This window comes from Methylobacterium sp. P3_A11 (assembly GCF_056403155.1).
Genome location: NZ_JBFUGA010000060.1, coordinates 1 through 25,927 on the forward strand (window position 1 = coordinate 1; position 25,927 = coordinate 25,927).

Here is a 25,927-nt window from a genome sequence, read left to right on the forward strand (position 1 = left end):
GGCGGCTGGCGCCGCCAAAAGGGGGGATCTGGGGCCGAGCGAGACACTTGTGAGGCTCTTGGCCGCTCGCGTGGCGGCTATGGCACCAAGGCTTGCGTRATCGCCGACGGGCAGGGCCGCGCCATCGCCTTCCGGCTGGCATCGGGACAGGCGCACGAACTGCCCCATGCGGTTCCATTGCTCGACCAACTGCCAGGCGTGCCCAAGTGGGTCGTCGGAGACCGCGGCTACACCAGTCACGCCTTCCGCGAGCACATCTGGAACATGGGTGCGCGCCCCGCGATCCCGCCTCAGCGCCACGAGACCCCCGTCGCCTGCCCGGACTGGATCTACAACAATCGCAATCAGGTCGAGCGCCTCTGGGCGAGGCTCAAGGAATGGCGTGCCATCGCAACCCGCTACGAGAAAACCGCCACAAGCTTCATGGGTGTCCTGTCTCTCGCCGCAGCCCTCGACTGGCTCAAGCGATGACACGCCCTAGCCGGGGCAGAAATTTGCCGTGCATCGCGAACGCCGGAAAGAAGCGAACAGCCTATCAGTCGAATCAACCAATCTCTGATGCATTTTCGCATTGCGGGTCAGCGGGTTTGCTTTACCTGCGGTGCAGCTAATGCCTTAAGCTCTTCCATCGTGAATACACGGCGGCGGCAAAGGTCGAGCAGAGCCGGATTGATTCTCAGCTGCCGGCCGGCCCCCGTCAGTAGGAGATGAGGCTATGAAAGTAACTGTCGAGGTTGATTGCACATCATTCGAGGCGCGGCAGTTCCTTGGATTGCCGGATATTCAGCCGATGCAGGCTGCGGTCATGGCCGAGGTGGAGAAGAAAGTTTTGGCGGAAATCGATCGCTTTTCGCCCGAGGGGCTGATGAAAAGCTGGGTTTCACTCGTTCCCCAGAATCAGCAGCAGATCCAGGATTCCTTCACGGCGATGTTCAAGCAAGGCTTCGGAGCGAGCATATCGCCGACGAACTGAAGGCTACGAGGGGCCTCACAGGCATGAGCCCGCCAGGTTCAGACTCGGTGCGTCCTTGCATAGCCGGTCGTCGAAGTTGCTCCGGGCGTCCTGCCGCCTTGCCGGCTAGAATTCGTCCAGAGGAATGTGGCAGCCGCCCGAGCGGACACAGAGCCACCTTGAGGAGACGCCAATGAACAAGCCGGAATTCCTCGGCGACACCAAGGTCAAGTCGCCCTTCTCGGCCCGCTACGAGAATTTCATCGGCGGCAAGTGGGTCGCCCCCGTCAATGGCCGCTACTTCGAGAACACCTCGCCGATCACCGGTAAGGTCGTCTGCGAGGTCGCGCGCTCGGACGCCGCCGACATCGACAAGGCCGTCGACGCCGCGCATGCCGCCAAGGAAGCCTGGGGCCGCACTTCCCCGGCCGAGCGCGCCGGCATCCTCAGCCGCATCGCCGACCGGATGGAGGAGAACCTCGACCTGATCGCGCTGGCCGAGACCTGGGACAACGGCAAGCCGATCCGCGAGACGATGAACGCCGACATCCCGCTCGCCATCGACCATTTCCGCTACTTCGCCGGCTGCGTGCGCGCGCAGGAAGGCTCGATCTCCGAGATCGACCACGACACGGTGGCCTACCACTTTCACGAGCCGCTCGGCGTCGTCGGCCAGATCATCCCGTGGAACTTCCCGATCCTGATGGCGGTGTGGAAGCTCGCCCCGGCGCTCGCCGCCGGCAACTGCGTGGTGCTCAAGCCCGCCGAGCAGACCCCGGCCTCGATCCTGGTCGTCCTCGAGCTCGTCGGCGACCTGCTGCCCCCGGGCGTGCTCAACGTCGTCAACGGCTTCGGCCTCGAGGCCGGCAAGCCGCTGGCCTCCTCGCCCCGCATCGCCAAGATCGCCTTCACGGGCGAGACGACGACGGGCCGACTGATCATGCAGTACGCCTCGCAGAACCTGATTCCCGTGACGCTGGAACTCGGTGGCAAGTCGCCGAACATCTTCTTCGCCGACGTGGCGGCCGAGGACGACGACTTCTTCGACAAGGCCCTCGAGGGCTTCACCATGTTCGCCCTCAACCAGGGCGAGGTCTGCACCTGTCCGAGCCGCGCCCTCGTGCACGAGTCGATCTACGACCGCTTCATGGAGCGGGCGATCGAGCGCGTCGAAGCGATCACGCAGGGCTCGCCCCTCGACCCGACCACGATGATCGGCGCCCAGGCCTCCTCGGAGCAGCTCAAGAAGATCCTGTCCTACATCGATATCGGCCGCCAGGAGGGCGCCGAGTGCCTAACGGGCGGTGAGCGCGGTACCCGCGAGGGCGACCTCGCCGAGGGCTTCTACATGACGCCCACCGTGTTCAAGGGCCACAACAAGATGCGCATCTTCCAGGAGGAGATCTTCGGGCCCGTGCTTTCGGTCACCACCTTCAAGGACGACGAGGACGCGCTCTCGATCGCCAACGACACGCTCTACGGCCTCGGCGCCGGCGTCTGGACTCGCGACGGGACCCGGGCCTACCGCTTCGGCCGGGCAATCCAGGCCGGGCGCGTCTGGACGAACTGCTACCACGCCTACCCGGCCCACGCGGCCTTCGGCGGCTACAAGCAGTCCGGCATCGGGCGCGAGAATCACAAGATGATGCTCGACCACTACCAGCAGACCAAGAACATGCTGGTCAGCTACTCGGCCAAGAAGCTCGGCTTCTTCTAGGAGCCATGCCCCGCACGAGGAGCGCCCGGGCTATGTCGTGACCAAGAACCAGAATGGTGACGGGCGCCTCGGGCCGATGCTGCGAGACGCGAAGAGCACGGAGTGGAATCATCATGCCGACTATCCTGACCGACGGAAACGATTGAGCTCGTCAAAGCGACGGTGCCGGCCCTTGAGGGCCACGGCCGAGCCATTACCGGCCGCATGTATGAGCGGCTGTTCCGCACCCCAGAGATCCGGGAGCTGTTCAACCAATCGCATTACGGTGAGACCGGATCGCATTCGAAGGCCTTGGCTGCGGCAATCATTGCCAACGCACGCAACATCTAGAATTTGGGCCTGCTCGCCTCGCGCCTGGAGCGCATCACGCAAAAGCATGTCGGCCTGCAGATCTTGCCGCGGCATTATCCGTTTGTCGCCGATGCGCTGCTAGGTGCTAGCAAGGACGTGCTGGGCGAGGCTGCGACGCCAGAGATCTGCGCTGCCTGGGTTGAGGCCTACTGGTTCCTGGCCAATCTGCTGATTGCCCGCGAGACGGATCTCTATCGCCAGACCGCAGCCGCGCCAGGGGGGTGGAACGCGTGGCGGGACTTTGCCGTGGAGAGCACGAAGCAGGAGAGCGAGATTACCTGCTCCCTGGTCCTCGCGCCGCTGGATGGAAAGCCAGTGTTGCGCCACCGATCGGGTCAATATCTGAAGTTCAATGTGGATGTGCCGGGCGCAACGCAAATCAAGCACAACTACTCGATCTCCTCTGGTCCCGATGACCGCGCCTACCGCATCACGGTGAAGCGCGAGGCTGGCCCGGGTCTCCCGCCTGGCCTCGCCTCCAACGGGGTACACGATCAGGCGGATGTCGGAACAGTGCTGGAGGTGGCGCCCCCATCGGGCGAGTTCTTCCTGGACGAGGACAGCCCTGGCTCCATTGTGCTGCTCGGCGGTGGGGGCGGGCTGACGCCGATGGTGAGCATGCTGGATGCAATTGTACGCTCCGGCAGCGGGCGACCGACTTGGTATGTGCATGGAGCGCAGAATGGCCGCGTCCACGCGATGCGCGAGCATGTGCGACCGCTCGCGGCCGGGGCTCAGGGTGTCGTTTCAGATGTTCTACAACAAGCCTGAGAGTGCGGATGTACAGGGCCGCGACTCTGATGAGCAGGGGGGCATCACGGCAGACTGGCTCGCGCGGAACACGCCCCTGAAGGAGGCGACCTATTATCTGTGCGGGCCGCGCCCGTTCCTACCGGCGCTGGTCGGCAGTCTGGCTCGGACAGGAGTGCCGCTGGGCCGGATCCAATATGAGTTCTTCGGGCCCGGCAGACGAACTGCTGGCTGCCTGAGGGAGGCGAGCCAAGGCCGGTGCCTCCGTCTGGGTCTGTCATCTCACCCTGATTATAGCTCAGCAAGACAGGCCTGTGAGACACTTTCCGCACCTCGCGTGGGTCCATTCTGACGTTTGGGACATGCGCTCGCAGCGAGCCTCTATCCAGGCTGTCGTCTAATCGCCTCGCATAAAGCAAGTCCTTTTTGGGTTCGTCGGGCTGTCGTTTGCCGGGAGCACGGTCGTCTTCGCGGTCGGCATGAGCCGCCGCATGATGGGGCTTCGCAGGATGAACCTTCCGATGTGTGAAGCGCACTCGATAGACCGGTGAGGATCTCAGGGTGCAACAGCCTAGGCGGAATGGTTCGCCCACGTCCCGGCAGGGACGCCTCGACGCGCTTTGACGCGCGGCAAGCTTGGGTGTTCTGGGGTCAGGCGATGGCAGCCTTCGCGCGGTAGGATTGGCCGGACCTCAGCATGGCGTGCATGACGACAGCCAGCTTGCGCGCGACTGCCACGGCGGCGCGCTTGAAGCCGAGCCGCTCGCGCAGCTTCAGCCCCCAGGCGCGCAGGTCGCTGTCCACCCGGCTACGCGTCAGGAGAACGGTTGCTGCCTCGTAGAGGAGCCCCCGCATGTGCGCGTCTCCCCTCCGGGAGATGTGCCCGTCATAGTCGACCTCGCCCGACTGATAGCGTCGCGTCGTCAGTCCGAACCAGGCGGCGACAGAGCGCGACGATCTGAAGTTGGCGGGGTCCTTGATCGCGGTCACGAAGGCGGTCGCGGGGATCGCCCCGATCCCGGTGATCGCCATCAGCCGCTGGCAGGCTTGGCTTTGCCGAGCACCGGCCAGGAGCTGGCGTCCGAGTTCCGCCGCTCGTCGGCGAACCGTGCCCCAAGCTTCCAGCAGCGGATGGATGACGCGAGCCAAACCATCTTCGTCCGACAGGAGACGTCGAACCTCCGCCTCGAACGATCCGCCCTTTGCGCCCGGCACGATCAAGCCGAACGTCTTCATCAGGCCGCGGATCTGATTGGATAGCTCGATCGCCATCCGCACGAGCTTGCTGCGCGCGGCGACAAGCGTTCGCACAAGCATGCTGTCGTATCCCTTCACGCGCACCTCGCGGAAGAAGCCGACCTCGGCCAAGTGAGCCAGCCCCTCGGCATCGTTGGCGTCGGTCTTATTGGCGGCCATGTCGAGCGCGGCCTTGGCGTGACGAGCGTCGATACAGATCGCCGGGAGGCCTTCCGCTGTGAGGGCATGGAAGAACCAAATCGACAAGGGACCCGTCTCGAACACGATCCGTTGAGCTTCGGGCGCATGCTTGCGCAGAACACTGGCAATGACGGCAGGATCGGAAGCGCACTTGCCGCGCCAAACCCGCTTGCCGCCCCGCCGCACACAGATCGTCGTGGCTTTCAAGGACACGTCGAGACCGATATACTCACCCATGGTTGTTCTCCGCGCGATGCATGGGCCCGGCGTCCAGTCGTGAGCCCGCAACTTCATCCTGTCGGGGAACAACCACCTCTTCCATTGTAGACCTGCTCACTCCGGCCCTGAGGGAACCGCTCCCGCGATTACCCCATGTGTGAAATCGCCTTCTTGTATGATCTTCCGACTGCGTCAGAGGATCGGATGGGGCGATTCGTGACGGGTGCATATCGCACCATAGGTTATCCTGGACTTACAAGCGGTCAGTTCCGCATCAATGCCGTGACGTGAGCCGCAACAGATTTTGCAAGACCCTCAAGATCGTAGCCGCCCTCGAGCAGGGATACGATACGTCCATTACAAACGCGATCGGCGACGTCTATGAGCCTGCGGGTCGCCCAGGAGAAATCAGCTTCGGTCAGGTTGAGGTTGGCCAGAGGATCGCGCCAATGCGCGTCAAAGCCAGCCGAGATCACCATCAGGTCAGGATTGAATTCGGCGATCCTTGGCAGTATTTTTGCCTCGAAGACCTGTCGGAAGATCGCTCCTCCGTCATCTGCGGCAAGTGGTACGTTCACGATGGTGCCGTACTCACCGCACTCGGAGGCAGCCCCTGTCCACGGATAAAGCGGCATTTCGTGGGTCGAGCAGAAGAGAACGCTTCGATCACTCCAGAAAATGTCCTGTGTTCCATTGCCGTGATGAGCGTCCCAATCGATAACGGCGACGCGTCCGGCACCGTGCTTCGCTTGCGCATAGCGCGCCGCAATCGCCACGTTATTGAAGAAGCAGAAGCCGTTGGCTCGCCCTCGCTCGGCATGGTGTCCCGGCGGGCGCGATGCCGAAAAGGCATTTCTTACCCGCCCCGCCATGACTTCATCTACGGCTTTTGCGGCCGCTCCGGCACCGCGCAGGGCAGCTTCGACGGTGCCGGGGGAAATGGTTGTGTCGGCGTCGATTTGAACGACGCCCTCTCGCGGCGCTAGCTTGATGATCCCCTCGACATAGGACCTTGAGTGCGCGAGGGCGACCGTCTCGAGATCGGCAGCAGGCGCTTGCTCGCGGGTGAGCGCGGCGAAGCGCTCCTGCTCAAGCGTCCGCTCAATCACCCAGATGCGGTCGGCCCGCTCCGGGTGGCCGGGCGGCGTACTGAAATGCAGCGACGCCGGTTGACAGAGATAAAGGGTAGTCATGTGCGAGCGACCCGCATTCCGTTACCGAGAACAGGCGGCGTAGTCGCCCTCAGCCTTGTTCGCTCGGGAAATCGAACATTCGTGCTCTGAAGGGTTTAAGCTCAATAGCGATTGACTGCGAACAAAATAACGGCGACCGGCTATGCAAAATCGCAATCCGCATCCCATAAGAGCGCAAGCCACTCATCGATCGGCGTGTGCACGGATGGTATAGGCTCCAGCTTATCGTGGAGCTTGTGCACGCATTCTGTGATGTGCGGCGGGGCGATCCGGATCCGGGGATTGTCACGGTTATCCTTGTGGACCATCAGCCAGATGTCGGCGTTCGGCGCCTGAGATGGGACATCCAGGCGAACCAGCTGCGCCTCGCAGTCCGCGCGGAAGCACGCTAGGCATGGACGAACGAGAACCGGGCTTTGCGCGACGAGGTCGCGCGGCTGAAGGTCTTGCCACCGCGCCCGCCGACGCGGCCAACCCCGTCCGGGATGGAGAGGGCGAGCGAGCGGGCGCTGACCAAACCGGGCCAGCGGCGGCGTGGACCCGTGCACGAGCGGAGCGTGATCACGCGCGAGGTGGTGCTCAAGGCTGCCGTTCCGGGGGGCTCGCGCTTCAAGGGCTTTGAGGATGTCGTGGTGCGCGACCTCGTGCTGGAGGCGGTCGTACTCCGCTATCGGCGCGAGCGCTGGTCCACGCCGTCGGGGATGAGCGTCGTGGCCGCGCTGCCGCCCGGGATCTTCGGCGGGTTCGGGCCGCATCTACGCCGCTTCCTTCTGGCGGCTCATGTCCAGGGGCAGGTCACGAGCGAGCGCTTGACGGCGATGCTGTCCGGGCTCAGCCTGATGATCTCCAAGCGTCAGGTGATCCGCCTCCTGAGCGGCCCGCTCGATCCCTTTGTCGCCGAGGAGCAGGCGGTGCTGCGCGCCGGCTTGGCGAGCGCGGGCTGGATCAGCGTCGACGACACCGCCGCCCGGCACGCGCGGACTGACGGCGTGGCCACGCAGATCGGCGATGCACGCTTCACCGCCTTCCGCACCACCGCGTCCAAGTCGCGCCTCAACGTCCTCGCGCTGCTGCGGGCTGGGCACGAGGACTTCGTCGTCAACGCCGCGGCGCCGGCCTACATGCGCACCCGCGCGCTGGCCGGGCCCTTCTTGGCGGCGCTCGCCGCCCACCCGACCCGGACCTTCCCGGATACCCCGGCCTGGCAGGCGCATCTGACTGCCCTCGGCTTCGATGCGCGCGCCGTCACGCCCGACCCGGTGCAGGTCGCCACCGAAGGCGCGCTGTGGGGTGCGATCCGGCATCACGGTCTGATGCCGGACACGGTCGTGGTCTCGGACGGGGCCGGTCCGTTCCGGATCGGCACGCACGCGCTGTGCTGGGTTCATGCCGAGCGCCTCGTCCACACGCTGATCCCGACGACCGCCGCCCAGCGCAAGGCCATTGCGCTCACCCGCACCCTGATCTGGTGGTTCTACGCCGACTGAAGGCCTGGGCTCGCGCCCCTTGCCCCAAGCGAGCCCGCGCCCTGCGCGCCCGCTTCGACCGGATCTTCACGCGCCCCAACCGGCGCGGTGATGCTCGATCGGCTGCTCGCCCGCCCGCACCGGCACAAGGCCGCCTTGTTGCGCGTGCTGGAGCGGCCCGAGATCCCGCTCCACACCAACGGCTCGGAGAACGATATCCGCGCTTGTGTGACCAAGCGGAAGATCTCCGGCGGGACGGAGAGCGAGGCTGGCCGCACCGCCGCGACGTCATGCTCGGCCTGATGAAGACCTGCGCCAAGCTCGGCGTCTCGTTCTTCCGCTACCTCGGCGACCGCCTCGGGATCCCAGACGGCGACGCGATCCCGCCCCTACAGGATCTCGTCAGACAGGCCGCAACAGCCTGATCGCCCGAGAATTTGCCCCGGTTACATGCCGCTGCGTACGTTCGCCGGATGCCGGGTCATCCCCCTTACGGCTTTGGCGCGACAGGCAACGGTACCTCCGCCGGGGGCTCAGGATCACCGAGCCGGTCCCCGCATCGTCACCGAGACACCAGGTCCCCCGACATCACCCTGCAGCACACTGTCACGGCCGAACTCATCTGAGATCCCAAGGTCCGGCGCGAATGGCTGACCTAAGGCAGGAGCGTCTGCTTACGGGAAGTGTTCACAGCCAACTGAACGACCGGGTTGGGCGCAAAGCCGCCTGTCGGCTTTCGGGCAACGCGCGTGCAAGCGAGGCGATAGATCTCGACTTCGACCATGTGGCCGTTGCGCGTGAAAGGACCGGACAGCGGGGAGTGCACGAAGTCGTATTCCTCGACGTCCATGGCCGCGGCTCCGATCATCCTTGCGGCGCCCTCCAACCCGCGGCCTTCGCCTCGTCCTCGCTGCAGAACAGGCGCTCGCCGGAGCCCGTGTCGATCACAGTTCGGTCGTAGTCCCGCGTCCCAGGCAGGTGATAGATCTTGTCGCTCTTGCGCGAGATGTTGCCCTTGATCGCGCAAGCGGCCTGTACGGGCACTGTCGCGGCTGCCGGGGGCTTCTCCATCTCAGGTCGGGTCTCAATCCCACTCGCGCGCTTGGCGCGCCTCCAGTCCGAAGGCAGAGCGAAGGTGCCGGCCCAGAGCCCGCGCTTCAGCGCCCTCGCGGTGGTCTCGACCCCGATGTAGTCGCGGGAGTAGCGCTGGTAGGCCGTGGCGTAGCCCTAGCTAACCAGCCAAGCATTCAGATCCTCGTCGCCCTTCCGGCATACGGCAACGGTGCGGCCGTACCGGTCGGTGTCGCGGGGTTCGCACGCGATGTTTGCCTCGCTAATCCGGTCCGCCAGGGCGAGAGCTGCCACCTGCCCGCAGGATAGGACTTGCCGGCCGCGTCCTGGCAGAGCTGCGCGCTCTCGGGCGCGTCAATACCATACAGGCGAATGCGGGTTCCGCGGATCACCACCATGTCGCCGTCCGTGACCGAGGCACGACCCACGATCGGCTCGGCGGCCAGAGCCGGCCCGGTGAGCAGCATGAGGGCGGCGAGAGCGTGGCGCATCTCGGAGCGATAGCGCATCCCCGCTTGCCGGCAAGCTCTTCCAGGACATGATGGCGAGCCGCCAGCGGACCACGTGCGCGCCGATGGGCCCGGCTCGTCTGCTAGTTGACGATGCAGAAGCCCGCGCCGGTGCCGACGACGCGCTTGGAAGCGCACCATGGCTCCTTAGCTACCTTCGGATCCGGGCCGGTGTCGGTCCAGGTCGTTGGACCCGGAATGGCTCGCGGACCAGCGCTCGTGAGCAGGGGGCCCGGCGTCGATCCAGCGGCGACCAAGGCCGGGTCTGACACAGCTCGCTCTGGGGACAGGGGCAGACCGCCCCGGTAGGACAGGTTGTTCTCGACGATACCGTCCGGCCGCGTCCGAACGTGTGGAGCGACGTAGGTTCCGCGGGAGGTGACGTAGCCACGCACGCCAACGTAGCCGCCGCCACCACGAAATCCTCGGGCGAGTGCCGCCTCGGTATTCGCCGCGATCATCACAACAGCGACGCTGAGCGCAACCATGAACCGCACAGGAGACCTCCCAGATGCGGGCATCCTGGCAGCTACATTTTAACGGCGAGAATCTCAGGTGCGCTGCATTGTAGTGGTTGTGGAGAATCACAGGCGCCAAGTGGCGAAAGCTGATTAGAATTCAATCCGCTCGGCCGCCTTCCTGAGACCTGGCGACGGGCTGCCTATTCAGCTGGTGCTGCCGTATTCATGCAGCCGACTCAGAATGAAGAGCGCGAACCTAGTCAAAACGGCTCATCCTCCAAGTTATGCGGCGACGAACGATCGCTCGGCCTACGCGGAGCAAAATGGCCCCTCTCTATGCCCTCGTCAACTTGCTCTGCCAATAAATCTAAATCCATCTGTTCATAGTCGGGCGACAGAGGATCGCCCTCATCTTGTGCGGCCGCTTGAAATTCTTCTGGATGCAGCTCCAAATTAAACGTAGCCTCTAAGGCTTCTATGTCCTTACGCTCAAGTAAGTGATATATTTTGGGGATAACGTTCTCGAAGAATGTATATATGTAATCTTGTTCCAAGAAATCATGAAATACATCGCTATCTGCGGCAAATTTGCAGATCCTGAGCAGGTCCGCTTCACCGAGAAACGGAAGAAACTTCTCTAACTCTTGGACTGCTTGTTCCAAACCTTCAGCATCGTGCGCTTGTTCGAGATCTCTGATGGCGGCGTCTTTCGATTTTGTCCAACGATCCCTCGCACCGTAGTACGGCGATGTGCCGAACTGCGCCGAAGCCGTCGACGAGTCCTTTTCTCTCGACTCCGGTCGAAAATGAAATTGTGGAAATTTCGAAGACAAGAACGGCTTCAATTCGTTATGAACGAACAATTTTCCATTCTTTTTCTCGACCCACTCTCGGTACAATGCATATTTGGGCATCTTAGGATCAAGTGGCGAGAAATAATCCCCGTCCTTGCTTATAACATGCAAATCGCCATCGGTGAGTTCTGACGAGAGTAGATGTTCCCAGTTCAATCGATCTCCTAAAGAGCCAGGCTTACCTGGCAGATCGCCGATCGCCATGCGACGTTCTGCTAGTGCTAGGATCTCAGGGTTGTCCGCGCCTACACCAGCGGCCAAAAAGATGCGCTGGATAAGCTTGTCGGCGTTCGTAGTCGCAGTGCCCGCTTCTTCTTTTGCTTTGGCCACGGCCGCAGATCGAGCTTTCTCAGCGAGAGCCATTGCTTTTCTAAGCTCAGCAACCTCTTCATACTCCCACATAAATCTCGGTATCGAGGGGCTTTTCAGGCTTAATTTTTCAACGTTGCCGATCGCTTCAGCCAATTTGTTGTCTCTGTTTCTTGCCCATTCGCGCCGGACCTGAGCAGGTACTATTATTTTGATACGGCCGACCGCAATCAACCCAACCAATTTTTCCAACTGGTCAAGATCGTCATTTGAAACGGCATAGAAGCTCAGGTAAATGCTAGTATCAATAAAGATGTTTGTTGCCATCTAGGTTACCGATCCTGAGGCACATTCAGTTGCTCGTCGTTTTTACTGGCCACACCCGAGCTGCCGCTCGGTAACCCGAATTTGGGCGACTTGCTCTCGCTGGCGAGCCGAAAGAGGCACGTCCGCCTCATCGTCGAATTGGCACCCGGCATTGCCGAACGCGCGAATGGCCTGTGAGGTGCGAAAGCAGTAGCCCGCGGCCTTGAAGATGGCGTTCCGCTCCGTCCAAAGCTCCTCGCACGATGACGAAGCGGACCCGCTTGGTGCGATGCGTCCGTTCGCAGCCGTGCGGCAACAGCCGACATACCGGGCGCTCACCCACCCAGTCTGGCCGGATGGCAATTGGATGTTCACCCAGCCACCCTGACGGCCGAGTTCGGTGAAAAGAGTGTCTGGCCCAAGTCGCGCGAGGCGGACGCCTTGGGTGCCGCTCGGCAGGCTGCGCAGCGCCAGGAAATTGTCGCCGTAGGGATCAAGGCCGACAGGATAGCTGAAGGCTTCCTGCTGGACCTGTGCGGATGCTGAAGGGCTGCCAAAGCCAAAGGCTATGAGGGAAGCCCCGACGAGACACGCAGCGGTCTTGGACAAGATGACGACCCTGAACGCCCCCGATCGAGGCGTGACCATCATGCGGCACACCGCCACGCTTAGTCCATGCGGCTTGGCGACTGCTTGGTTCGGCTGTGGTCCCGGTACCAGCCGCAAACGACAAAGGCCGCAGGGCTGCGGTCTTGTAAGTCGTCGGTATGGTTGGGAAAGCTGGAGCGGGCGAAGGGGTTCGAACCCTCGACCCCAATCTGGGCAAGGTTGCGGTCCCGGGTCGTGACCAGTCGTTGAGAACGGGAGAAGCGCTAGGCCGGCATTCGGCGCGTCGTCGCTGTACAAGCTGAAGTCGCGGCATCCCGGTCGTGCGAACCTAGAGGCTATCCGCCACTGACTGGCCGGCCACGCTAACGGCGTCTCACTCGTCAACGCGCTCAGGCTGCACCCACACATACTGTCGAGATCGGCTGTGTGAGACGTGTCTGTGAGCTGGCGTTGGAAAATCCAGCTAAGCGCTTGATGCGGCTGGCGCTCCCAAGGGGAATCGAACCCCTGTTTTCGCCGTGAGAGGGCGACGTCCTAGACCGCTAGACGATGGGAGCTTTCCGGCGGCGCGGGGGTGCTATAGCCACCACCCGGCGGAGGAGCAAGAGCCTTCGTCGGGAAATCCGCATCGGCGGGTCGGAACGGGGTCGGATAAGGGTCGTCGTGGAGAAAGAGCGGGAGGAGCGGGCCGGGATCGTGGCCGAGGGCGGGGTGCGGCTCGACCGGGCGCTGGTGGCCCTGTTTCCGGACCTGTCCCGGGCAAGGCTTCAGGATCTGATCCGCACCGGCCAGGTACAGCGGGACGGCATTGCGGCCAGCGATCCGGCCTCCAAGGTGGCGGCCGGCGCCCACGTCGTCGTCACGGTGCCGCCCCCGGTGCCGGCCGTACCCTTGGCCGAACCCGCGGACCTGCCGATCGTCTACGAGGACGACGACCTGATCGTCATCGACAAGCCGGCCGGGCTGGTAGTCCACCCAGCCCCGGGTCACGAGAGCGGGACGCTGGTCAACGCGCTGATCGCCCATTGCGGGGCGAGCCTGTCCGGGATCGGCGGCGTGCGCCGGCCCGGTATCGTCCATCGTCTCGACAAGGACACGAGCGGCCTGATCGTCGTCGCCAAGAACGACAGGGCGCATCAGGGGCTCACCGCCCAGTTCGCCGACCACGGCCGCACCGGACCGCTGGAACGGGCCTACGCGGCGGTGGCCTGGGGTCTGCCGCAGCCGCGCGCCGGGACCATCCGGGCCAGCCTCGCCCGCTCGCGCCACCATCGCGAGAAGATTGCCGTCGTCTCCGACGAGACCGGCCGCCATGCGGTCACGCATTACGCCGTCGCCGAGGTCTACCGCGACGCCTCGCTGGTGCGTTGCCGACTAGAGACCGGGCGGACCCACCAGATCCGCGTCCACCTCGCCCATCGCGGCCATCCCCTCCTCGGGGACGCCACCTATGGCGGAGCCTTCCGCACCAAGGCAGCGCGGCTCTCGCCGGAGGCGCGGGCCGCGCTCACCGCCCTGGGCCGGCAGGCGTTGCACGCGGAACTCCTCGGTTTCAGCCACCCGCGCACCGGCGCGACACTCCGGTTCGAGAGCCTTCTGCCGCCCGACCTGAGGGCTCTGGTCGAAGCCCTGAGGGCGGACGCGGACGCCGCGCCGCCCCTGTAACCGGACCACCACGGCGTGCGAAAGATCACCCCGTACCGCGTCACAACGTGACATGGTACGACCAAACTCGCCGGTGGCGCGTTGATGGCGACGTGGGTGTCATCGACCGCAACCGGCGCACCGGCTGTCCATCCGAGATGGGTGGCCGGCAGGGTCGGCTCAAGAGCGGCCCGAGTGGACGGCACTGTTGTCCGTCGCGTCCGCCCGACAGGGGGACATAGGTCCAGGAGATTGCCATGGCCGGTACGCTGCCCGTGCTCGCCAACGAAGGTGGCCTGTCACGCTACCTCGACGAGATCCGCAAGTTTCCGATGCTGGAGCCGTCGGAGGAGTTCACGCTCGCCAAGAGCTGGCGCGACGCAGGCGACCGCGAGGCCGCGCATCGCCTCGTGACGTCGCACCTGCGACTCGTCGCCAAGATCGCCATGGGCTATCGCGGCTACGGCCTGCCGATCGGCGAAGTCGTATCGGAGGGCAATGTCGGCCTGATGCAGGCGGTCAAGCGCTTCGATCCCGACAAGGGCTTCCGCCTCGCCACCTACGCGATGTGGTGGATCAAGGCTGCGATCCAGGAGTACATCCTGCGCTCGTGGTCGCTCGTGAAGATGGGCACCACGGCGAACCAGAAGAAGCTGTTCTTCAACCTGCGCAAGGCGAAGGGCAAGATCTCGGCCCTCGACGAAGGCGACCTCAAGCCCGATCAGGTCAAGCAGATCGCGACCCGCCTCGGCGTGCCTGAGCAGGATGTGATCGACATGAACCGGCGCCTGTCCGGCGACACGTCGCTCAACGCGCCCCTGCGCGAGGAGGGCGAGGGCGAATGGCAGGACTGGCTCGTGGACAATGCCCCCAGCCAGGAGACCGTTCTGGCCCGCGAGCAGGAGGGGCAGAACCGCCTGTCCGCCCTGAAGGACGCGCTCGGCGTGCTCAATCCCCGCGAGCGCCGCATCTTCGAGGCGCGGCGTCTCGCCGAGGATCCGATCACGCTGGAAGATCTCTCCGGTGAGTTCGGCGTCTCGCGCGAGCGCGTCCGGCAGATCGAGGTTCGGGCCTTCGAGAAGGTGCAGGAAGCGGTCAAGCGCAACATCGCCAACCGCGAGTTGCCGCGGACCGGAATCGAGGCTCACTGACGGCCCCCGGCGCACGCGCGTGCGCCGGGACGACCTGTTGGCTCACTGCCAGGCGTCGAAGGCGTTCTGCATCACCTGAGCGCCCGCGGACCCCTTCTCGAAGGTCAGCACCGCCCGGCGACCGGACGTGTACCGGAGCGCGATATCGAACCAGTTTCGATGCAGGAGCAGGTCGGTGTTGCGCTCGACGTCGTTCTGCAGCGACGACAGGCCGATCAGGAACAGGTTGTCGCGGACCCGGACGGGCAGACCCGAGAAGGGTGACCCGCGGGCGCTCTGCTCGTCCTTCGCCTGAAGCAGCCCGACATCCTGCACCGTTCGCGTCGCGGCGCCGCTTCCACTCTGGCTGAAGGCCAGGCTCACCGTGTGCGACGCCGGCAGGGTGGTGTCGAGATTGCGCTGGATGGTCATCACCAGGGTGAGGCCTGCATCTGGGATGGTCACGGTAGCGACGACGGCGTTCTGCAGGGGCTGCCCCTGGTCACCGTTCACTGTGTCGAGCTTCCAGGTCACGCGGCCGGGCGTCGTCGTCGGCTGCCCATTCTCGGCGCCCGACACTTCCTCGATCAGTTCCGCCCTCTGAGCAACGGGGACGCCGGCATCGGCCGGGGCCGTGTTGGTCCGCGGCGGGGCGCTGCCCTCGGCGCGCGCGGCGGCCTTCGGCGCCGGTGTCGCATCGGCGCCGACCCGATCGCCGAATTTGGTCTCGGCGTCGGACTGCTGCGTATCCGCCGTTTCCGCGCCGCTCGCCGGCAGGTTCTGCGGCCGATCCCGCAACAGGAACGCTGCGACGGCGATCAACCCGATCACCACCGCAAGGACGCTCCCGACGAAGACGTTGCGCAGCACGCGGGACCGTCCGGTCCGTGGCGGCACCACCTCGATGCGCGGCCGCTGGCGGCCGCTTCCTGCCTCCGTAGCGGCCGTCAGGGCGTCTGGATCCTCCGCGGCGGGCGGATCCGCGCTCGGAAACTCCGCGGCCGGAGCGTCCAGTGGCGAGTCAAGGACTTCGGGGGTCACCGGCGGCGCCGTGCCCGGGCGGCGCGCCGCGATCGGGATCGGTGCCTCGCGCGGACCGGCTTCGGAATCCGGACCGGTCCCACGGGCCATCGGTTCGAAGGGCGGTCTCGCGGCGGGAAGAACCGGATCGGTCGTCGGGCCGGTTCCCGGCTCGGGCGGCGACGGCTCCGGAAACCCCGGCTCCACAGCCGCCGCGACGACAGGCGCGGGTGTGAGAGGCTCGGGCACGACCGGTGGGGGTGCGGCTGGCTCGGGGACTTGCGCGGCGTCGTTCGCCGGCGCCGGCAGACCGCCATGGTCCACCTCCAGCCGCTCGATCGCGGTATCGAGTGCCCGGCGCTCGAGATCGATATCCGCCTCCGACAATGGCGGGTCGAGCGAGCGCAGCTGGCTGATCAGCGCGTTGCGCGCACGGTCGTAGACCGCCTTGCGCAGGGCGGGCGTTCGATCCGGCAGCGCATCGAGCGCGCGCGCCAGAAGCGGGTAGTAATCGGCCATGATGCCCTGGTCCGCCCCTTCGACCGCCGTCCGGCATCGCCGGTCGAGGGCCGGGGACCGAAGGCCGCGCCCACCCGACAGGTCCGGTCGCGGCCGTCGGCCGGTTTGTCGTGTTCCGGCGCGCGGATCGGCGCCCGCCCGTCGGCTGCATGATGAGGGCGGCACGGTCGCGAGACCGATGATCGAGCCGCCTGCGCCCGTTCTAGATCAAGCCCGCGCGGGCTGGATACAGGCAGGGCCGCCGAAAACGCGGGTCGTCAACGGGATAGCGCGCGACGCCTCAATCCTCGAACGGATTGTGCATCAGGATCGTGTCGTCCCGCTCGGGCGAGGTCGACAGAAGCGCCACCGGAGCCCCGATCAGTTCCTCGATCCGACGGACGTACTTGATCGCCTGCGCCGGCAGATCCGCCCAGGATCGTGCGCCTGCGGTCGTCTCCGACCACCCCGGGATCACCTCGTAGACCGGCTCGACCCGGGCCTGGGCGGCCTGGCTCGCCGGCAGGTGGTCGATCGGCTGGCCGTCGAGCAGGTAGCCCGTGCAGACCCGGATCTCCTCGAAGCCGTCCAGGATGTCGAGCTTCGTCAACGCGATCCCGTGGATGCCGGAGGTCCGGACGGTCTGCCGCACCAGCACGGCATCGAACCAGCCGCACCGGCGCTTGCGCCCGGTGTTCACACCGAATTCGCGGCCGCGGCTGCCGATGGTCTCACCGATCTCGTCGAACAGCTCGGTGGGAAACGGCCCCTCGCCCACGCGGGTGGTGTAGGCCTTGGCGATGCCCAGCACGTAGCCGATCGCCCCCGGGCCGAGGCCGGAGCCCGTGGCCGCCTGTGCGGCGACGATGTTGGACGAGGTCACGAACGGATACGTGCCGTGGTCGACATCGAGCAGCGCGCCCTGCGCACCCTCGAACAGGATGCGCTTGCCGGCCCTGCGCTCCTCGTCGAGGAGCGCCCAGACGGTGTCGGCGTACGGCAGGATCTTCGGAGCGATCGCCTTCAAATCGTCGAGCAGAGCCGCCGCGTTGACCTCGTCGATGCCGAGGCCGCGCCGGAGGGCGTTATGATGGGTGAGCACCCGCTCGATCTTGGCGGGAAGGGCGTCGGGATCGGCGAGGTCGACCACCCGGATCGCCCGGCGCCCGACCTTGTCCTCGTAGGCCGGCCCGATGCCCCGCTTGGTGGTGCCGATCTTGAGACCGGCATTGGCCGTCTCCCGGAAATGGTCCAGCTCCCGGTGGAGCGGTAGGATCAGGGTGGCGTTGTCGGCGATCCGCAGGGAAGCCGGCGAGACCTCGACGCCCTGCGCCTTGATCCGGTCGATCTCGTCGACGAGATGCCACGGGTCGACCACGACGCCGTTGCCGATCACGGACAGCTTGCCGCCGCGGACGACGCCCGAGGGAAGCAGCGCCAGCTTATAGGTGACGCCGTCGATGACGAGCGTGTGGCCGGCATTGTGGCCGCCCTGGAAGCGGACGACGATGTCGGCCTGCTCGGAGAGCCAGTCGACGATCTTGCCCTTGCCTTCGTCGCCCCACTGGGCGCCTACAACGACGACGTTGGCCATGCCTGCCTGCTTACCCGCGACGGAAACCGGGACGCCGCCGCCCACGGGTGCAGGCGGCGCACGTCGTCTGCCGTTTCCGCGATCCGGGCAGCGAAATCAAGCAAGCGGCCGCATGAGGGACCCGCGCTGCGGGCCGTGCGGCCGGTTCGCGACGGCTATTTGGCCTCGGTTCCGGGTGCCTGGCCAGGGAGTTCGTGGGGCTTGATCACGGGCATCGCACCGGATTGGTCCGGCTTCACCACGGTCCCGGTCGTCGCGGAATCCGGCGGCTTGATCACCCCGTCGTTCTTCTGGAGCTTGTCGCTCAGCGACTGATCGTTGGGCGGCGCATCGGCGCTCGGGCGGACGCGATCGGGCGGCGTCTGCACCGGACCGGTCGTCTGTGCGCAAGCGGGCGCCGCAGCCAGGGCCGCCACGATGGCGGTGAACAGGAGCTTCTTCGGCACGGTGGCCTCCCCGTTTCGGGACACGAATTCGGGGGGGAACAGCCGGGGCCGGGATCCGTTCCTGCCGTTACCGGATGCGGGCCGGTCGAGCAGTGGACGGAACCGGGCCGTTCGGAAGCGCCGCTCAGCCCCGACGGGCGGCCTCGATGTACAACTCGCGCAGGCGGCGGGTCAGCGGACCGGGGCGACCCTCGCCGATTTGCCGGCCGTCGATCGCGATCACCGGCATCACGAAGGCCGAGGCGCTGGTGTAGAACGCCTCCTGGGCGTCGTGGGCCTCGGCGACGGGAATCAGCCGTTCCTCGATCCGCAGATCGGCCTCCTCGGCGAGCCGCAGCACCGAGGCGCGGGTGATGCCGGGCAGCAGCGCCGTGGAGAGCGGCCGGGTCACCAGCACCCGGTCACGGCTGACGATGAAGGCCGTGGAGGAGGAGCCCTCTGTCACCGCCCCGTCCTCGACCATCCAGGCCTCGGCGACCCCGGCTTCGGCGGCCTGCTGCTTGGCGAGCACTTGCGCCAGCAGGGCGACCGATTTGATGTCCCGACGCTTCCAGCGCAGATCCTCGACGGTGATCACCCGGGCGCCGGTCTCGGCGAGCGGGTTGGCCAGCACGGTCTTGGCCTGCGTGAACATCACCACGGTAGGCTCGGTCCCGGCCTTCGGGAACGCGAAGTCGCGTTCCGCGACGCCCCGGGTCACCTGCATGTAGACGAGCCCTTCGGTGACGCCGTTGCGGGCGACGAGTTCGGTCTGCAGGCGCTCCCAGCCGGCCGCATCGTGCGGGTTGCGGATCCCGATCTCGCCGAGGGACCGGTCGAGACGGGCGAGGTGGGCGGCGTTGTCGACGAGCCGGCCATCGATGATCGCCGAGACCTCGTAGATGCCGTCCGCGAACAGAAAGCCGCGATCCATGATCGGTACGCGGGCTTCCTCGAAGGGAAGGAACTGGCCGTTGAGGTAGACGATGCGGGGAGCGGTCACGGATAGCCTTCCTGTGTTCGTCGCGGACCCCGGCGCGCGATCCGCCGGAACGGTTTTTGATCAGCCGGACCGGGAATCGCGACGGGGACCTCGAGCCGGTCCCGATCGCGAGGCGATCGGCTCGCGCAGGGATCGTCCGGCCGGCTCAGGAGGCCGTGCCGAAGACGCGCTCGAAGATCGTATCCACGTGCTTGAAATGGTAACCGAGATCGAAACATTCCTCGATCTGCCCCGGCGTGAGCGCGGCGGTGACATCCGGATCGGCCTTGAGCAGCGCCAGGAAGTCCCCCTCCCCCCGCCAGACCGGCATCGCGTTGCGCTGGACGAGACGGTAGGCCTCCTCGCGCGACACGCCGGCCTGGGTCAGCGCCAGCAGCACGCGCTGCGAATGGACGAGGCCGCCGAGCCGGTCGAGGTTCTTCTGCATGGTGGCCGGGTAGACCAGCAGCTTATCGATCACTCCGGTCATGCGGGCGAGGGCAAAATCGAGGGTGACGGTGGCGTCGGGGCCGATCATCCGCTCCACGGAGGAGTGCGAGATGTCGCGCTCATGCCAGAGGGCGACGTTCTCCAGCGCCGGAGTCACGTAGCCGCGCACCATGCGGGCAAGGCCAGTGATGTTCTCGGTCAGCACCGGGTTGCGCTTGTGCGGCATCGCCGAGGAGCCCTTCTGGCCCTCTGAGAAATACTCTTCCGCCTCCAGCACCTCGGTCCGCTGGAGGTGGCGGATCTCGATCGCCAGGCGCTCCAGGGACGAGGCGACGACGCCGAGCGTCGCGAAGAACATCGCATGCCGGTCGCGCGGGATGACCTGGGTTGAGACCGGCTCGGGCGTCAGGCCCATCTGCTCGGCGACGTAATGCTCCACCCGCGGGTCGATGTTGGCGAAGGTACCCACCGCCCCGGAGATCGCGCAGGTGGCCACCTCCTCCCGGGCCGCGACGAGGCGCGCGCGGTTGCGCGCGAACTCGGCATGGGCCTGGGCGAGTTTCAGTCCGAAGGTGACCGGCTCGGCATGAATGCCGTGCGAGCGGCCGATGGTGGGGGTGCGCTTGTGCTCGAAGGCCCGGGCCTTCAGGGCGTCGAGCAGGGCATCCACGTCCGCGATCAGGATGTCGGCGGCGCGAACCAACTGGACGTTGAGGCAGGTGTCGAGCACGTCCGAGGACGTCATCCCCTGGTGGACGAACCGTGCGTCGGGGCCGACGATCTCGGCGAGATGGGTGAGGAACGCGATGACGTCGTGCTTCGTCACCGCCTCGATCGCGTCGATGCGGGCGACGTCGAACACCGCATCCCGACCCTTCGCCCAGACCGTCTCGGCCGCGGCCTTCGGCACCACGCCAATCTCGGCGAGCGCGGTGGTCGCGTGCGCCTCGATCTCGAACCAGATCCGGAAGCGGCTCTCCGGCGACCAGATCGCCGACATTGCGGGGCGGCTGTAGCGGGGGATCATGGTGGCCTCGGCACGGTCCGGACTGCGTGCGTCGCCGGTAGCATGCGCCGGCCCGGCCACTCAATGCGGATCGAGCATGCCCGCTCGGCGACGGCCGGGGACCGTCAGTCGTGCCCGGCGCGGTCGACCCGCACCCAGCCCTGGCCCATCAGCCGCTCCTGCGGGCGGAAGCGGGACTTGTAGTCCATCTTGCGCGAGCCCTCGACCCAGTAGCCGAGGTAGAGGTACGGCAGACCCAGCCGACGGGCGCGGCTGATGTGGTCCAGGATCATGAAGGTCCCGGGCGATCGCGCAGCCTCCGCGGGATCGTAGAACGAATAGACCATCGACAGCCCGTCGGCGAGGACATCCGTCAGGCAAAACGCCAGCGGCGGTCCGGAGCCGCGCCCCGTGATCGCCGTATCCGGACCGTGCCGCCGGTACGAGACGAGATGGGTGTCGACGTGGCTGTCCTCGACCATCATCGCGTAGTCGAGCACGGTCATGTCGACCATCCCGCCGTCGCCGTGGCGGGCGTCGAGGTAGCGTCGGAACAGGGCATATTGCTCGGAGGCCGGCCGGTTCGGCTCTGGGGTTCCGACCCAGTCGGCGCCGCGCGCCAGGATGCGCTTCTGACTCGCGGTCGGCACGAACTCGTCGACCACGACGCGCACCGAGATGCAGGCGCGGCACGTCTCGCAGGCCGGACGGTACGCGATGGTCTGGGAGCGACGGAAACCGCCCTGGGTCAGGATCTCGTTGAGGTCCCGGGCGCGCCGCCCGACGAGGTGAGTGAAGACCTTCCGCTCTTCCTGTCCCGGCAGATAGGGGCAGGGCGAAGGAGCGGTCAGGTAGAATTGCGGTGTGTCGCGCGGATGGCTGGTCACGCTTCTCACAGACCCTGCGCCGGGTTCATCCTCGCGGCGCCGGCATGCCAATGTACAGCCGACCGGCCGGCGCTCAATGGCCCCGCCGGTCGCACCGTCAGATTTTCAGTGCGGGAAACTGCGATCAGCGCGCATGGACGACGGCGAGGCCCAGGAGCAGATCGTGGCCGAGCCGCCGGTCCGACCGCATCAGACCGAAGGCGATATCGACGCACCAGAGCAGGAAGGTCGAGACCGCGACGTAGAACAGCAGCGCGTGGACGGCCGCGGTGATGACGTCGACTCGCGCACCGCTCTCGGGCGCGACCGTGCGCAGACCCATCAGACGCTGGCCGATCGTGCTCTGCTTCGATCCCCCGACGGTGATCGCGCTGTAGATGATGCCGCTCGCCGGCAGGATCGCGAACAGCGTCCAGCCGAGGCCGAACGTCACGACGCCGATGACCGTGATCAACAGCGTCAGCACGACCGTGAAGCCGAAGATGAACAGGATATCGAGAAGATACGCGACCGTCCGGCCGCCGAGGCTCGCCCGCACGAACGGCACCGGCAGCGCGGTGGCGTAACCAGGCGCGTCGAAGCGCTGAGCGTAGTCGGGTTGAGGGTTCTGGATCATGTCGCGTCCTGCAAGCGAGCCTGCGGACGACAAAGTGGGTGCGTCCCGAGGGTGCCGCAAGGGGATGCGGCGGCCGCCGCGCCGCTCACCGCTCGGCCGGATCGCCGGCGGCGGCGTCGGGCGTGTCGAGGTAGAAGCGCTTCAGCATGTAGAGCGCGGGTCCGGACAGGGTGGTCGCCTCCGTGGCGAGCGCCACGAGGGTCGTCCCGGCGTCGAAGCGGCAGGTCAACCAGTGCGGCCGGTCGCCATGCAGGTAGTCGACCCGCACCGAGTTCGCCGCCGGTCCCGGCGCCGCACGCAGCAACCGGATCCCGGCCTCCGGCGCGACCGCCGGGAGGGCTCGGCGGCAGGTGGCGACGCGATCCCGGCGGAGGGTGTCCTGGCAGGCCACGAGTCCGCCGAGGAATCCGGCCGCGACGGCGGCTGCCAGCAGCCAGCGGTGCCCGTGCCTCACGGATGGCTGCGCAGGCGCTCCGCGACCCGCGGCGCATGATAGGTGAGGACGCCGTCCGCCCCGGCCCGCTTGAACGCGAGGAGCGCCTCGACCATCGCGCGATCGCCGTCGAGCCAGCCGTTCCGGGCGGCGGCCTCGATCATCGCGTACTCGCCCGACACCTGATAGGCGAAGGTCGGCACCTGGAACTCGTCCCGGATCCGGCGGATGATGTCGAGATACGGCAGGCCGGGCTTCACCATCACGGAATCCGCGCCCTCGTCGAGGTCGAGCCGGACCTCGCGCAGGGCCTCGGCCGAATTGCCCGGATCCATCTGGTAGGTGCGCTTGTCGCCCACGAGCGCCGCCTTGGTGCCGATCGCGTCGCGGAACGGTCCGTAGAAGGCGCTGGCGTACTTGGCCGCGTACGCCATGATCTGCACGTCGAGGAAGCCGGCCTTGTCGAGGCCGGCGCGGATCGCACCGACGCGCCCGTCCATCATGTCGGAGGGCGCGATGATGTCGGTCCCGGCCTCCGCCTGGATCAGGCTCTGCTCCACGAGGACCGCCACGGTCTCGTCGTTCAGGATCGCCCCGTCCTTCAGCAGGCCGTCATGGCCGTGGCTGGTATAGGGATCGAGGGCGACATCGGTCATGATCCCGACCTCGGGCACGGCCCGCTTCACGGCGCGCACGGCCCGGCAGACGAGGTTGTTGGCGTTGAGCGCCTCCGAGCCGGTCGGATCGCGCAGCGACACCTCGGTAAAGGGGAAGAAGGCGACCGCCGGGATGCCGAGCCGCGCCGCGCGCTCGGCGTCGCGCACGATCTCGTCCACGGACAGCCGCTCGACGCCCGGCATCGAGGCGATCGGCTCACGCCGGTTCTCACCCTCGATCACGAACATCGGCCAGATCAGGTCGTCCACCGTGAGGGTGTGCTCGCGGACGAGACGGCGCGACCAGTCCGATTTCCGGTTGCGGCGCGGACGCTGTGTGATCTTCAGGCCCTCCACGCGGGCGCCCTCGCGGGCGGCCTCCACGGCGAGGGGGCGCGGCTCTGGCAGGGTGTCTGACATGCGGCTTCGCTACCGTTCGCGCGGACCACGCCGCGGATCGCGCGGCGCTCATGCGCCGGAGGCGTTCGACTACCACACCGCGCCGAGGCGGCGAAACCCGACCGTTGACGCAGGACGGCGGAACCGCTTCAACCCGGCACGTTCCGTCTCCACAAACCAGGATCCCGGCCCTTCGCCCATGAACCGGCCCATCATCTCCGCGAGTCACCGGTAGTGCCCGGCTACCTTCCGATCCGGCGCAAGGCGCCCAGGCCGGGCGGCATCCCGAGCGACCGGATCGAGCGCGCTCAGGGACCCGCGCCCGGCACCTGGGACACGGCGCTGATCTGGTTCATGCGGCTCACCGCCCTCGTCTGGCTCCTCAAGAGCGTCCTCGCCTGGGCGACGATCCTCGACGTTCTGCCGGGCATCCGCCCCTTCGAGGCCGAGCCCTTCGGCCGCCAGTCCGCGATCGTCTATTTCGCGGTGATCGATGCCGCGGCAGCGATAGGCCTCTGGCTCACGAGCGCCTGGGGCGGCGTGATCTGGCTGCTTGCGGTCACGTCGGCGATGACGCTCGCGGTCCTGACACCGCAACTGTTGCCGCTGCCGGTTCCGTTGCTCGTATTCGGGATCAGCGTTGTGACGTTGTACTTCCTGCTGTCCTGGCTGGCGGCACAGGAAGCACGGTGAACGAACCGTTCTTATCTTCTCTTCAGTTTGTCTTTACCGCGAAGAGTAAATCGCGAATTCATCCTGTCGCTTAAATCGCCTTTCATTCCCGAGCCCTAGCTTATCCATCAGCAGCGGCACAGCATCGAACGGATGCCGCATCCAACGGATGGCGAGGCAGAGATGAAGACCCAGAACGCGCGGATCACGCAGATCGAAGCCCCCGAGGAAGCCTCGACCGCCAAGGGGTCCTACCTCGAGGCGCTCCATCTGGTGGAGCGGCTGCATCGCCGGCTCCTCGACGTGATCAAGGACGAGTTCGAGCGGCGTGGCCGCGAGGACGTCAACAGCGTCCAGGCCCTCCTCCTCTACAACATCGGCGACAAGGAGCTGACCGCGAGCGAATTGCGGACGAAGGGCTACTATCTCGGCTCCAACGTCTCGTACAACGTGAAGAAGCTGGTCGAGGCCGGCTACCTCCATCACGCCCGCTCGAAGACGGATCGCCGCTCGGTTCGGATCAGCCTGACCGACAAGGGTCGCCAGGTCCACGAGATCATCCAGGGTCTGTACGACAAGCACGCACGGACGATCGCGCCGATCGGCGGCATCTCGGAGGACGACTTCAACCGCCTGAACCAGGCCCTCGGCCGCCTGGAGCGCTTCTGGACCGACCAGATCCGCTACCGCCTCTGAGCCGCGCTCAGAGGTTGAGAAGACCGACGATCCCGGAAATGACCGCGTAGGCGAAGCCGGCATTGATGGCGACGCCGAATATCCCGATCACGAGGCCGCCCAACACGACGAGACCGTCGCGCTCGACGAGCCCGAGCCCGACCAGGCAGACCGCGAGACCGAGGGGGATCTGCCCCACGATCGGCGCGGCCACGATCAGCGCGAGGGCGAGGGCCAGCAGGACGATCCCCATGCCGCGCATGCCGAGCGCGGTCTCGAACACGCTGACGCGGGGGCGAGACCAGCGCTCCAGCCGGCGCAGGATCGGAACCGCACGGGTGACCGCGCGCCGGACATCCACCAGGGCGATCGACCGGCCCAACAGCATCCGCGGCAGCCACGGCGCCGACATGCCGGCGGCGATCTGGATCGCCACCAGCAGCAGGAGCAGGCCGCAGATCAGCGGGATCGGCGGCGGCATGGGCAGGCAGTTCGGCAGCCCGAGCAGGACCACGAGCAGCGCGAAGGCGCGGTCCCGCAGGACCGCGACGATGTCGCCCACGGTGAGGCGCTCGCCCTCCTGGCTCGCCAGCACGGTGAGGACGTCCGACGTTCGTGCACCGGAGGTCAAGGATC

Annotated in this window: 27 protein-coding genes, 1 tRNA gene and 2 pseudogenes; 11 read left to right on the forward strand and 19 right to left on the reverse strand. The window is 66.3% G+C overall.

The window, feature by feature from the left end; translation table 11 throughout:
- From AC1DXK_RS18745 to hmpA, 4 genes and pseudogenes are all read left to right on the forward strand, one after another.
- Positions 1 to 471, forward strand: a 471-nt coding sequence (locus AC1DXK_RS18745; protein WP_477298635.1) for an IS5 family transposase, incomplete at its 5' end; no start/stop codon positions are given.
- A 244-nt stretch (positions 472 to 715) separates the two neighbouring features.
- Positions 716 to 973 carry a DUF6489 family protein gene (locus AC1DXK_RS18750; RefSeq protein ID WP_477298637.1) on the forward strand — a complete coding sequence of 86 codons (258 nt, stop codon included), beginning with the start codon at positions 716 to 718 and terminating at the stop codon, positions 971 to 973.
- Between the two features lie 172 nt (positions 974 to 1,145).
- Positions 1,146 to 2,669: an aldehyde dehydrogenase gene (gene adh, locus AC1DXK_RS18755; protein WP_477298639.1), complete on the forward strand. Its 1,524-nt coding sequence runs from the start codon at positions 1,146 to 1,148 to the stop codon at positions 2,667 to 2,669.
- A gap of 162 nt (positions 2,670 to 2,831) precedes the next feature.
- Positions 2,832 to 3,984: pseudogene (gene hmpA, locus AC1DXK_RS18760) on the forward strand (NO-inducible flavohemoprotein); the annotation flags it as partial.
- A 437-nt stretch (positions 3,985 to 4,421) separates the two neighbouring features.
- Here the strand turns inward: hmpA and AC1DXK_RS18765 are convergent.
- Positions 4,422 to 5,444 (reverse strand): IS110 family RNA-guided transposase, encoded by a 1,023-nt coding sequence (locus AC1DXK_RS18765; RefSeq protein WP_477298641.1) that lies wholly within the window; start codon positions 5,442 to 5,444, stop codon positions 4,422 to 4,424.
- Between the two features lie 245 nt (positions 5,445 to 5,689).
- A complete protein-coding gene (locus tag AC1DXK_RS18770) occupies positions 5,690 to 6,619 on the reverse strand; it encodes a histone deacetylase family protein (RefSeq protein ID WP_477298643.1) in 930 nt (309 codons plus the stop codon).
- A gap of 557 nt (positions 6,620 to 7,176) precedes the next feature.
- Between AC1DXK_RS18770 and AC1DXK_RS18775 the strand changes: the two genes are divergently transcribed.
- The 3 genes from AC1DXK_RS18775 to AC1DXK_RS18785 all read left to right on the forward strand — a co-directional run bounded on the left by AC1DXK_RS18775 (position 7,177) and on the right by AC1DXK_RS18785 (position 8,510).
- Positions 7,177 to 8,106: a hypothetical protein gene (locus AC1DXK_RS18775; RefSeq protein ID WP_477298644.1), complete on the forward strand. Its 930-nt coding sequence runs from the start codon at positions 7,177 to 7,179 to the stop codon at positions 8,104 to 8,106.
- A 90-nt stretch (positions 8,107 to 8,196) separates the two neighbouring features.
- Complete coding sequence (locus AC1DXK_RS18780; protein WP_477298646.1) at positions 8,197 to 8,388, forward strand: IS66 family transposase; 192 nt, start codon at positions 8,197 to 8,199, stop codon at positions 8,386 to 8,388.
- A complete protein-coding gene (locus AC1DXK_RS18785; RefSeq protein WP_477298648.1) occupies positions 8,376 to 8,510 on the forward strand; it encodes a hypothetical protein in 135 nt (44 codons plus the stop codon). Before AC1DXK_RS18780 ends, AC1DXK_RS18785 begins: the two co-directional genes overlap by 13 nt.
- Before the next feature lie 230 nt (positions 8,511 to 8,740).
- Here AC1DXK_RS18785 and AC1DXK_RS18790 read toward each other — a convergent pair whose 3' ends face one another.
- The 7 genes and pseudogenes from AC1DXK_RS18790 to AC1DXK_RS18820 form a co-directional block, all read right to left on the reverse strand.
- Positions 8,741 to 8,935 carry a hypothetical protein gene (locus AC1DXK_RS18790; RefSeq protein WP_477298650.1) on the reverse strand — a complete coding sequence of 65 codons (195 nt, stop codon included), beginning with the start codon at positions 8,933 to 8,935 and terminating at the stop codon, positions 8,741 to 8,743.
- Positions 8,936 to 8,949: 14 nt separating this feature from the next.
- Entirely contained in the window at positions 8,950 to 9,156 is a 207-nt protein-coding gene (locus AC1DXK_RS18795; protein WP_477298652.1) for a sunset domain-containing protein, read from the reverse strand.
- 176 nt (positions 9,157 to 9,332) lie between these two features.
- Positions 9,333 to 9,665, reverse strand: coding sequence for a thermonuclease family protein (locus tag AC1DXK_RS18800; protein WP_477298654.1), 333 nt, complete (start codon positions 9,663 to 9,665; stop codon positions 9,333 to 9,335).
- Between the two features lie 721 nt (positions 9,666 to 10,386).
- Positions 10,387 to 11,616 (reverse strand): PIN domain-containing protein, encoded by a 1,230-nt coding sequence (locus AC1DXK_RS18805; protein ID WP_477298656.1) that lies wholly within the window; start codon positions 11,614 to 11,616, stop codon positions 10,387 to 10,389.
- 42 nt (positions 11,617 to 11,658) lie between these two features.
- Positions 11,659 to 11,886, reverse strand: coding sequence for a YARHG domain-containing protein (locus tag AC1DXK_RS18810; RefSeq protein WP_477298668.1), 228 nt, complete (start codon positions 11,884 to 11,886; stop codon positions 11,659 to 11,661).
- Between the two features lie 42 nt (positions 11,887 to 11,928).
- A pseudogene (locus AC1DXK_RS18815) lies at positions 11,929 to 12,612 on the reverse strand (SH3 domain-containing protein); the annotation flags it as partial.
- 73 nt (positions 12,613 to 12,685) lie between these two features.
- Positions 12,686 to 12,761 (reverse strand) — tRNA-Glu (locus AC1DXK_RS18820).
- Positions 12,762 to 12,867: 106 nt separating this feature from the next.
- Here AC1DXK_RS18820 and AC1DXK_RS18825 point away from each other — a divergent pair.
- The gene (locus AC1DXK_RS18825) at positions 12,868 to 13,869 is read left to right on the forward strand and encodes an RluA family pseudouridine synthase (RefSeq protein ID WP_457107587.1); all 1,002 of its coding nucleotides are present in this window, start codon (positions 12,868 to 12,870) and stop codon (positions 13,867 to 13,869) included.
- A gap of 236 nt (positions 13,870 to 14,105) precedes the next feature.
- Entirely contained in the window at positions 14,106 to 14,999 is an 894-nt protein-coding gene (gene rpoH, locus AC1DXK_RS18830; RefSeq protein WP_457107588.1) for an RNA polymerase sigma factor RpoH, read from the forward strand.
- Between the two features lie 42 nt (positions 15,000 to 15,041).
- On the opposite strand, the gene AC1DXK_RS18835 is transcribed toward rpoH, so the two are convergent.
- The 9 genes from AC1DXK_RS18835 to hemB form a co-directional block, all read right to left on the reverse strand.
- Entirely contained in the window at positions 15,042 to 16,517 is a 1,476-nt protein-coding gene (locus AC1DXK_RS18835; RefSeq protein ID WP_457107589.1) for a histidine kinase, read from the reverse strand.
- A 280-nt stretch (positions 16,518 to 16,797) separates the two neighbouring features.
- The gene (locus tag AC1DXK_RS18840; protein ID WP_457107590.1) at positions 16,798 to 18,090 is read right to left on the reverse strand and encodes an adenylosuccinate synthase; all 1,293 of its coding nucleotides are present in this window, start codon (positions 18,088 to 18,090) and stop codon (positions 16,798 to 16,800) included.
- Between the two features lie 155 nt (positions 18,091 to 18,245).
- Positions 18,246 to 18,536, reverse strand: coding sequence for a hypothetical protein (locus AC1DXK_RS18845; RefSeq protein ID WP_457107591.1), 291 nt, complete (start codon positions 18,534 to 18,536; stop codon positions 18,246 to 18,248).
- A 124-nt stretch (positions 18,537 to 18,660) separates the two neighbouring features.
- Positions 18,661 to 19,518, reverse strand: coding sequence for a D-amino-acid transaminase (locus AC1DXK_RS18850; RefSeq protein ID WP_457107592.1), 858 nt, complete (start codon positions 19,516 to 19,518; stop codon positions 18,661 to 18,663).
- Positions 19,519 to 19,663: 145 nt separating this feature from the next.
- A complete protein-coding gene (gene purB, locus AC1DXK_RS18855) occupies positions 19,664 to 20,974 on the reverse strand; it encodes an adenylosuccinate lyase (protein ID WP_457107593.1) in 1,311 nt (436 codons plus the stop codon).
- A gap of 104 nt (positions 20,975 to 21,078) precedes the next feature.
- Positions 21,079 to 21,840: an arginyltransferase gene (locus AC1DXK_RS18860; RefSeq protein WP_457107594.1), complete on the reverse strand. Its 762-nt coding sequence runs from the start codon at positions 21,838 to 21,840 to the stop codon at positions 21,079 to 21,081.
- Positions 21,841 to 21,964: 124 nt separating this feature from the next.
- A complete protein-coding gene (locus AC1DXK_RS18865) occupies positions 21,965 to 22,453 on the reverse strand; it encodes an RDD family protein (protein WP_457107612.1) in 489 nt (162 codons plus the stop codon).
- Positions 22,454 to 22,541: 88 nt separating this feature from the next.
- On the reverse strand, positions 22,542 to 22,910 hold the full coding sequence (locus AC1DXK_RS18870) for a hypothetical protein (protein ID WP_457107595.1): 369 nt from the start codon (positions 22,908 to 22,910) through the stop codon (positions 22,542 to 22,544).
- Complete coding sequence (gene hemB / locus AC1DXK_RS18875) at positions 22,907 to 23,965, reverse strand: porphobilinogen synthase (RefSeq protein WP_477298660.1); 1,059 nt, start codon at positions 23,963 to 23,965, stop codon at positions 22,907 to 22,909. Before hemB ends, AC1DXK_RS18870 begins: the two co-directional genes overlap by 4 nt.
- 213 nt (positions 23,966 to 24,178) lie before the next feature.
- Here hemB and AC1DXK_RS18880 point away from each other — a divergent pair, with 213 nt between their 5' ends.
- Together AC1DXK_RS18880 and ldtR are read left to right on the forward strand one after the other, a co-directional pair.
- Entirely contained in the window at positions 24,179 to 24,637 is a 459-nt protein-coding gene (locus tag AC1DXK_RS18880; protein WP_457107597.1) for a DUF6163 family protein, read from the forward strand.
- Between the two features lie 162 nt (positions 24,638 to 24,799).
- On the forward strand, positions 24,800 to 25,312 hold the full coding sequence (gene ldtR, locus AC1DXK_RS18885; protein WP_457107598.1) for a transcriptional regulator LdtR: 513 nt from the start codon (positions 24,800 to 24,802) through the stop codon (positions 25,310 to 25,312).
- 7 nt (positions 25,313 to 25,319) lie between these two features.
- On the opposite strand, the gene AC1DXK_RS18890 is transcribed toward ldtR, so the two are convergent.
- Positions 25,320 to 25,922 carry an exopolysaccharide biosynthesis protein gene (locus AC1DXK_RS18890; protein ID WP_457107599.1) on the reverse strand — a complete coding sequence of 201 codons (603 nt, stop codon included), beginning with the start codon at positions 25,920 to 25,922 and terminating at the stop codon, positions 25,320 to 25,322.
- Positions 25,923 to 25,927: the final 5 nt, after the last annotated feature.

Coding starts and splice junctions, on each gene's coding strand:
- AC1DXK_RS18750 (WP_477298637.1), top strand. CDS start 716: ATGAAAGTAACTGTCGAGGTTGATTGCACATCATTCGAGGCGCGGCAG.
- AC1DXK_RS18835 (WP_457107589.1), bottom strand. CDS start 16,517: ATGGCCGATTACTACCCGCTTCTGGCGCGCGCGCTCGATGCGCTGCCG.
- AC1DXK_RS18795 (WP_477298652.1), bottom strand. CDS start 9,156: ATGGAGAAGCCCCCGGCAGCCGCGACAGTGCCCGTACAGGCCGCTTGC.
- AC1DXK_RS18805 (WP_477298656.1), bottom strand. CDS start 11,616: ATGGCAACAAACATCTTTATTGATACTAGCATTTACCTGAGCTTCTAT.
- AC1DXK_RS18765 (WP_477298641.1), bottom strand. CDS start 5,444: ATGGGTGAGTATATCGGTCTCGACGTGTCCTTGAAAGCCACGACGATC.
- adh (WP_477298639.1), top strand. CDS start 1,146: ATGAACAAGCCGGAATTCCTCGGCGACACCAAGGTCAAGTCGCCCTTC.
- AC1DXK_RS18790 (WP_477298650.1), bottom strand. CDS start 8,935: ATGGACGTCGAGGAATACGACTTCGTGCACTCCCCGCTGTCCGGTCCT.
- AC1DXK_RS18770 (WP_477298643.1), bottom strand. CDS start 6,619: ATGACTACCCTTTATCTCTGTCAACCGGCGTCGCTGCATTTCAGTACG.
- AC1DXK_RS18780 (WP_477298646.1), top strand. CDS start 8,197: ATGCTCGATCGGCTGCTCGCCCGCCCGCACCGGCACAAGGCCGCCTTG.
- hemB (WP_477298660.1), bottom strand. CDS start 23,965: ATGTCAGACACCCTGCCAGAGCCGCGCCCCCTCGCCGTGGAGGCCGCC.
- AC1DXK_RS18785 (WP_477298648.1), top strand. CDS start 8,376: ATGCTCGGCCTGATGAAGACCTGCGCCAAGCTCGGCGTCTCGTTCTTC.
- AC1DXK_RS18840 (WP_457107590.1), bottom strand. CDS start 18,090: ATGGCCAACGTCGTCGTTGTAGGCGCCCAGTGGGGCGACGAAGGCAAG.
- purB (WP_457107593.1), bottom strand. CDS start 20,974: ATGATCCCCCGCTACAGCCGCCCCGCAATGTCGGCGATCTGGTCGCCG.
- rpoH (WP_457107588.1), top strand. CDS start 14,106: ATGGCCGGTACGCTGCCCGTGCTCGCCAACGAAGGTGGCCTGTCACGC.
- AC1DXK_RS18800 (WP_477298654.1), bottom strand. CDS start 9,665: ATGCGCTATCGCTCCGAGATGCGCCACGCTCTCGCCGCCCTCATGCTG.
- ldtR (WP_457107598.1), top strand. CDS start 24,800: ATGAAGACCCAGAACGCGCGGATCACGCAGATCGAAGCCCCCGAGGAA.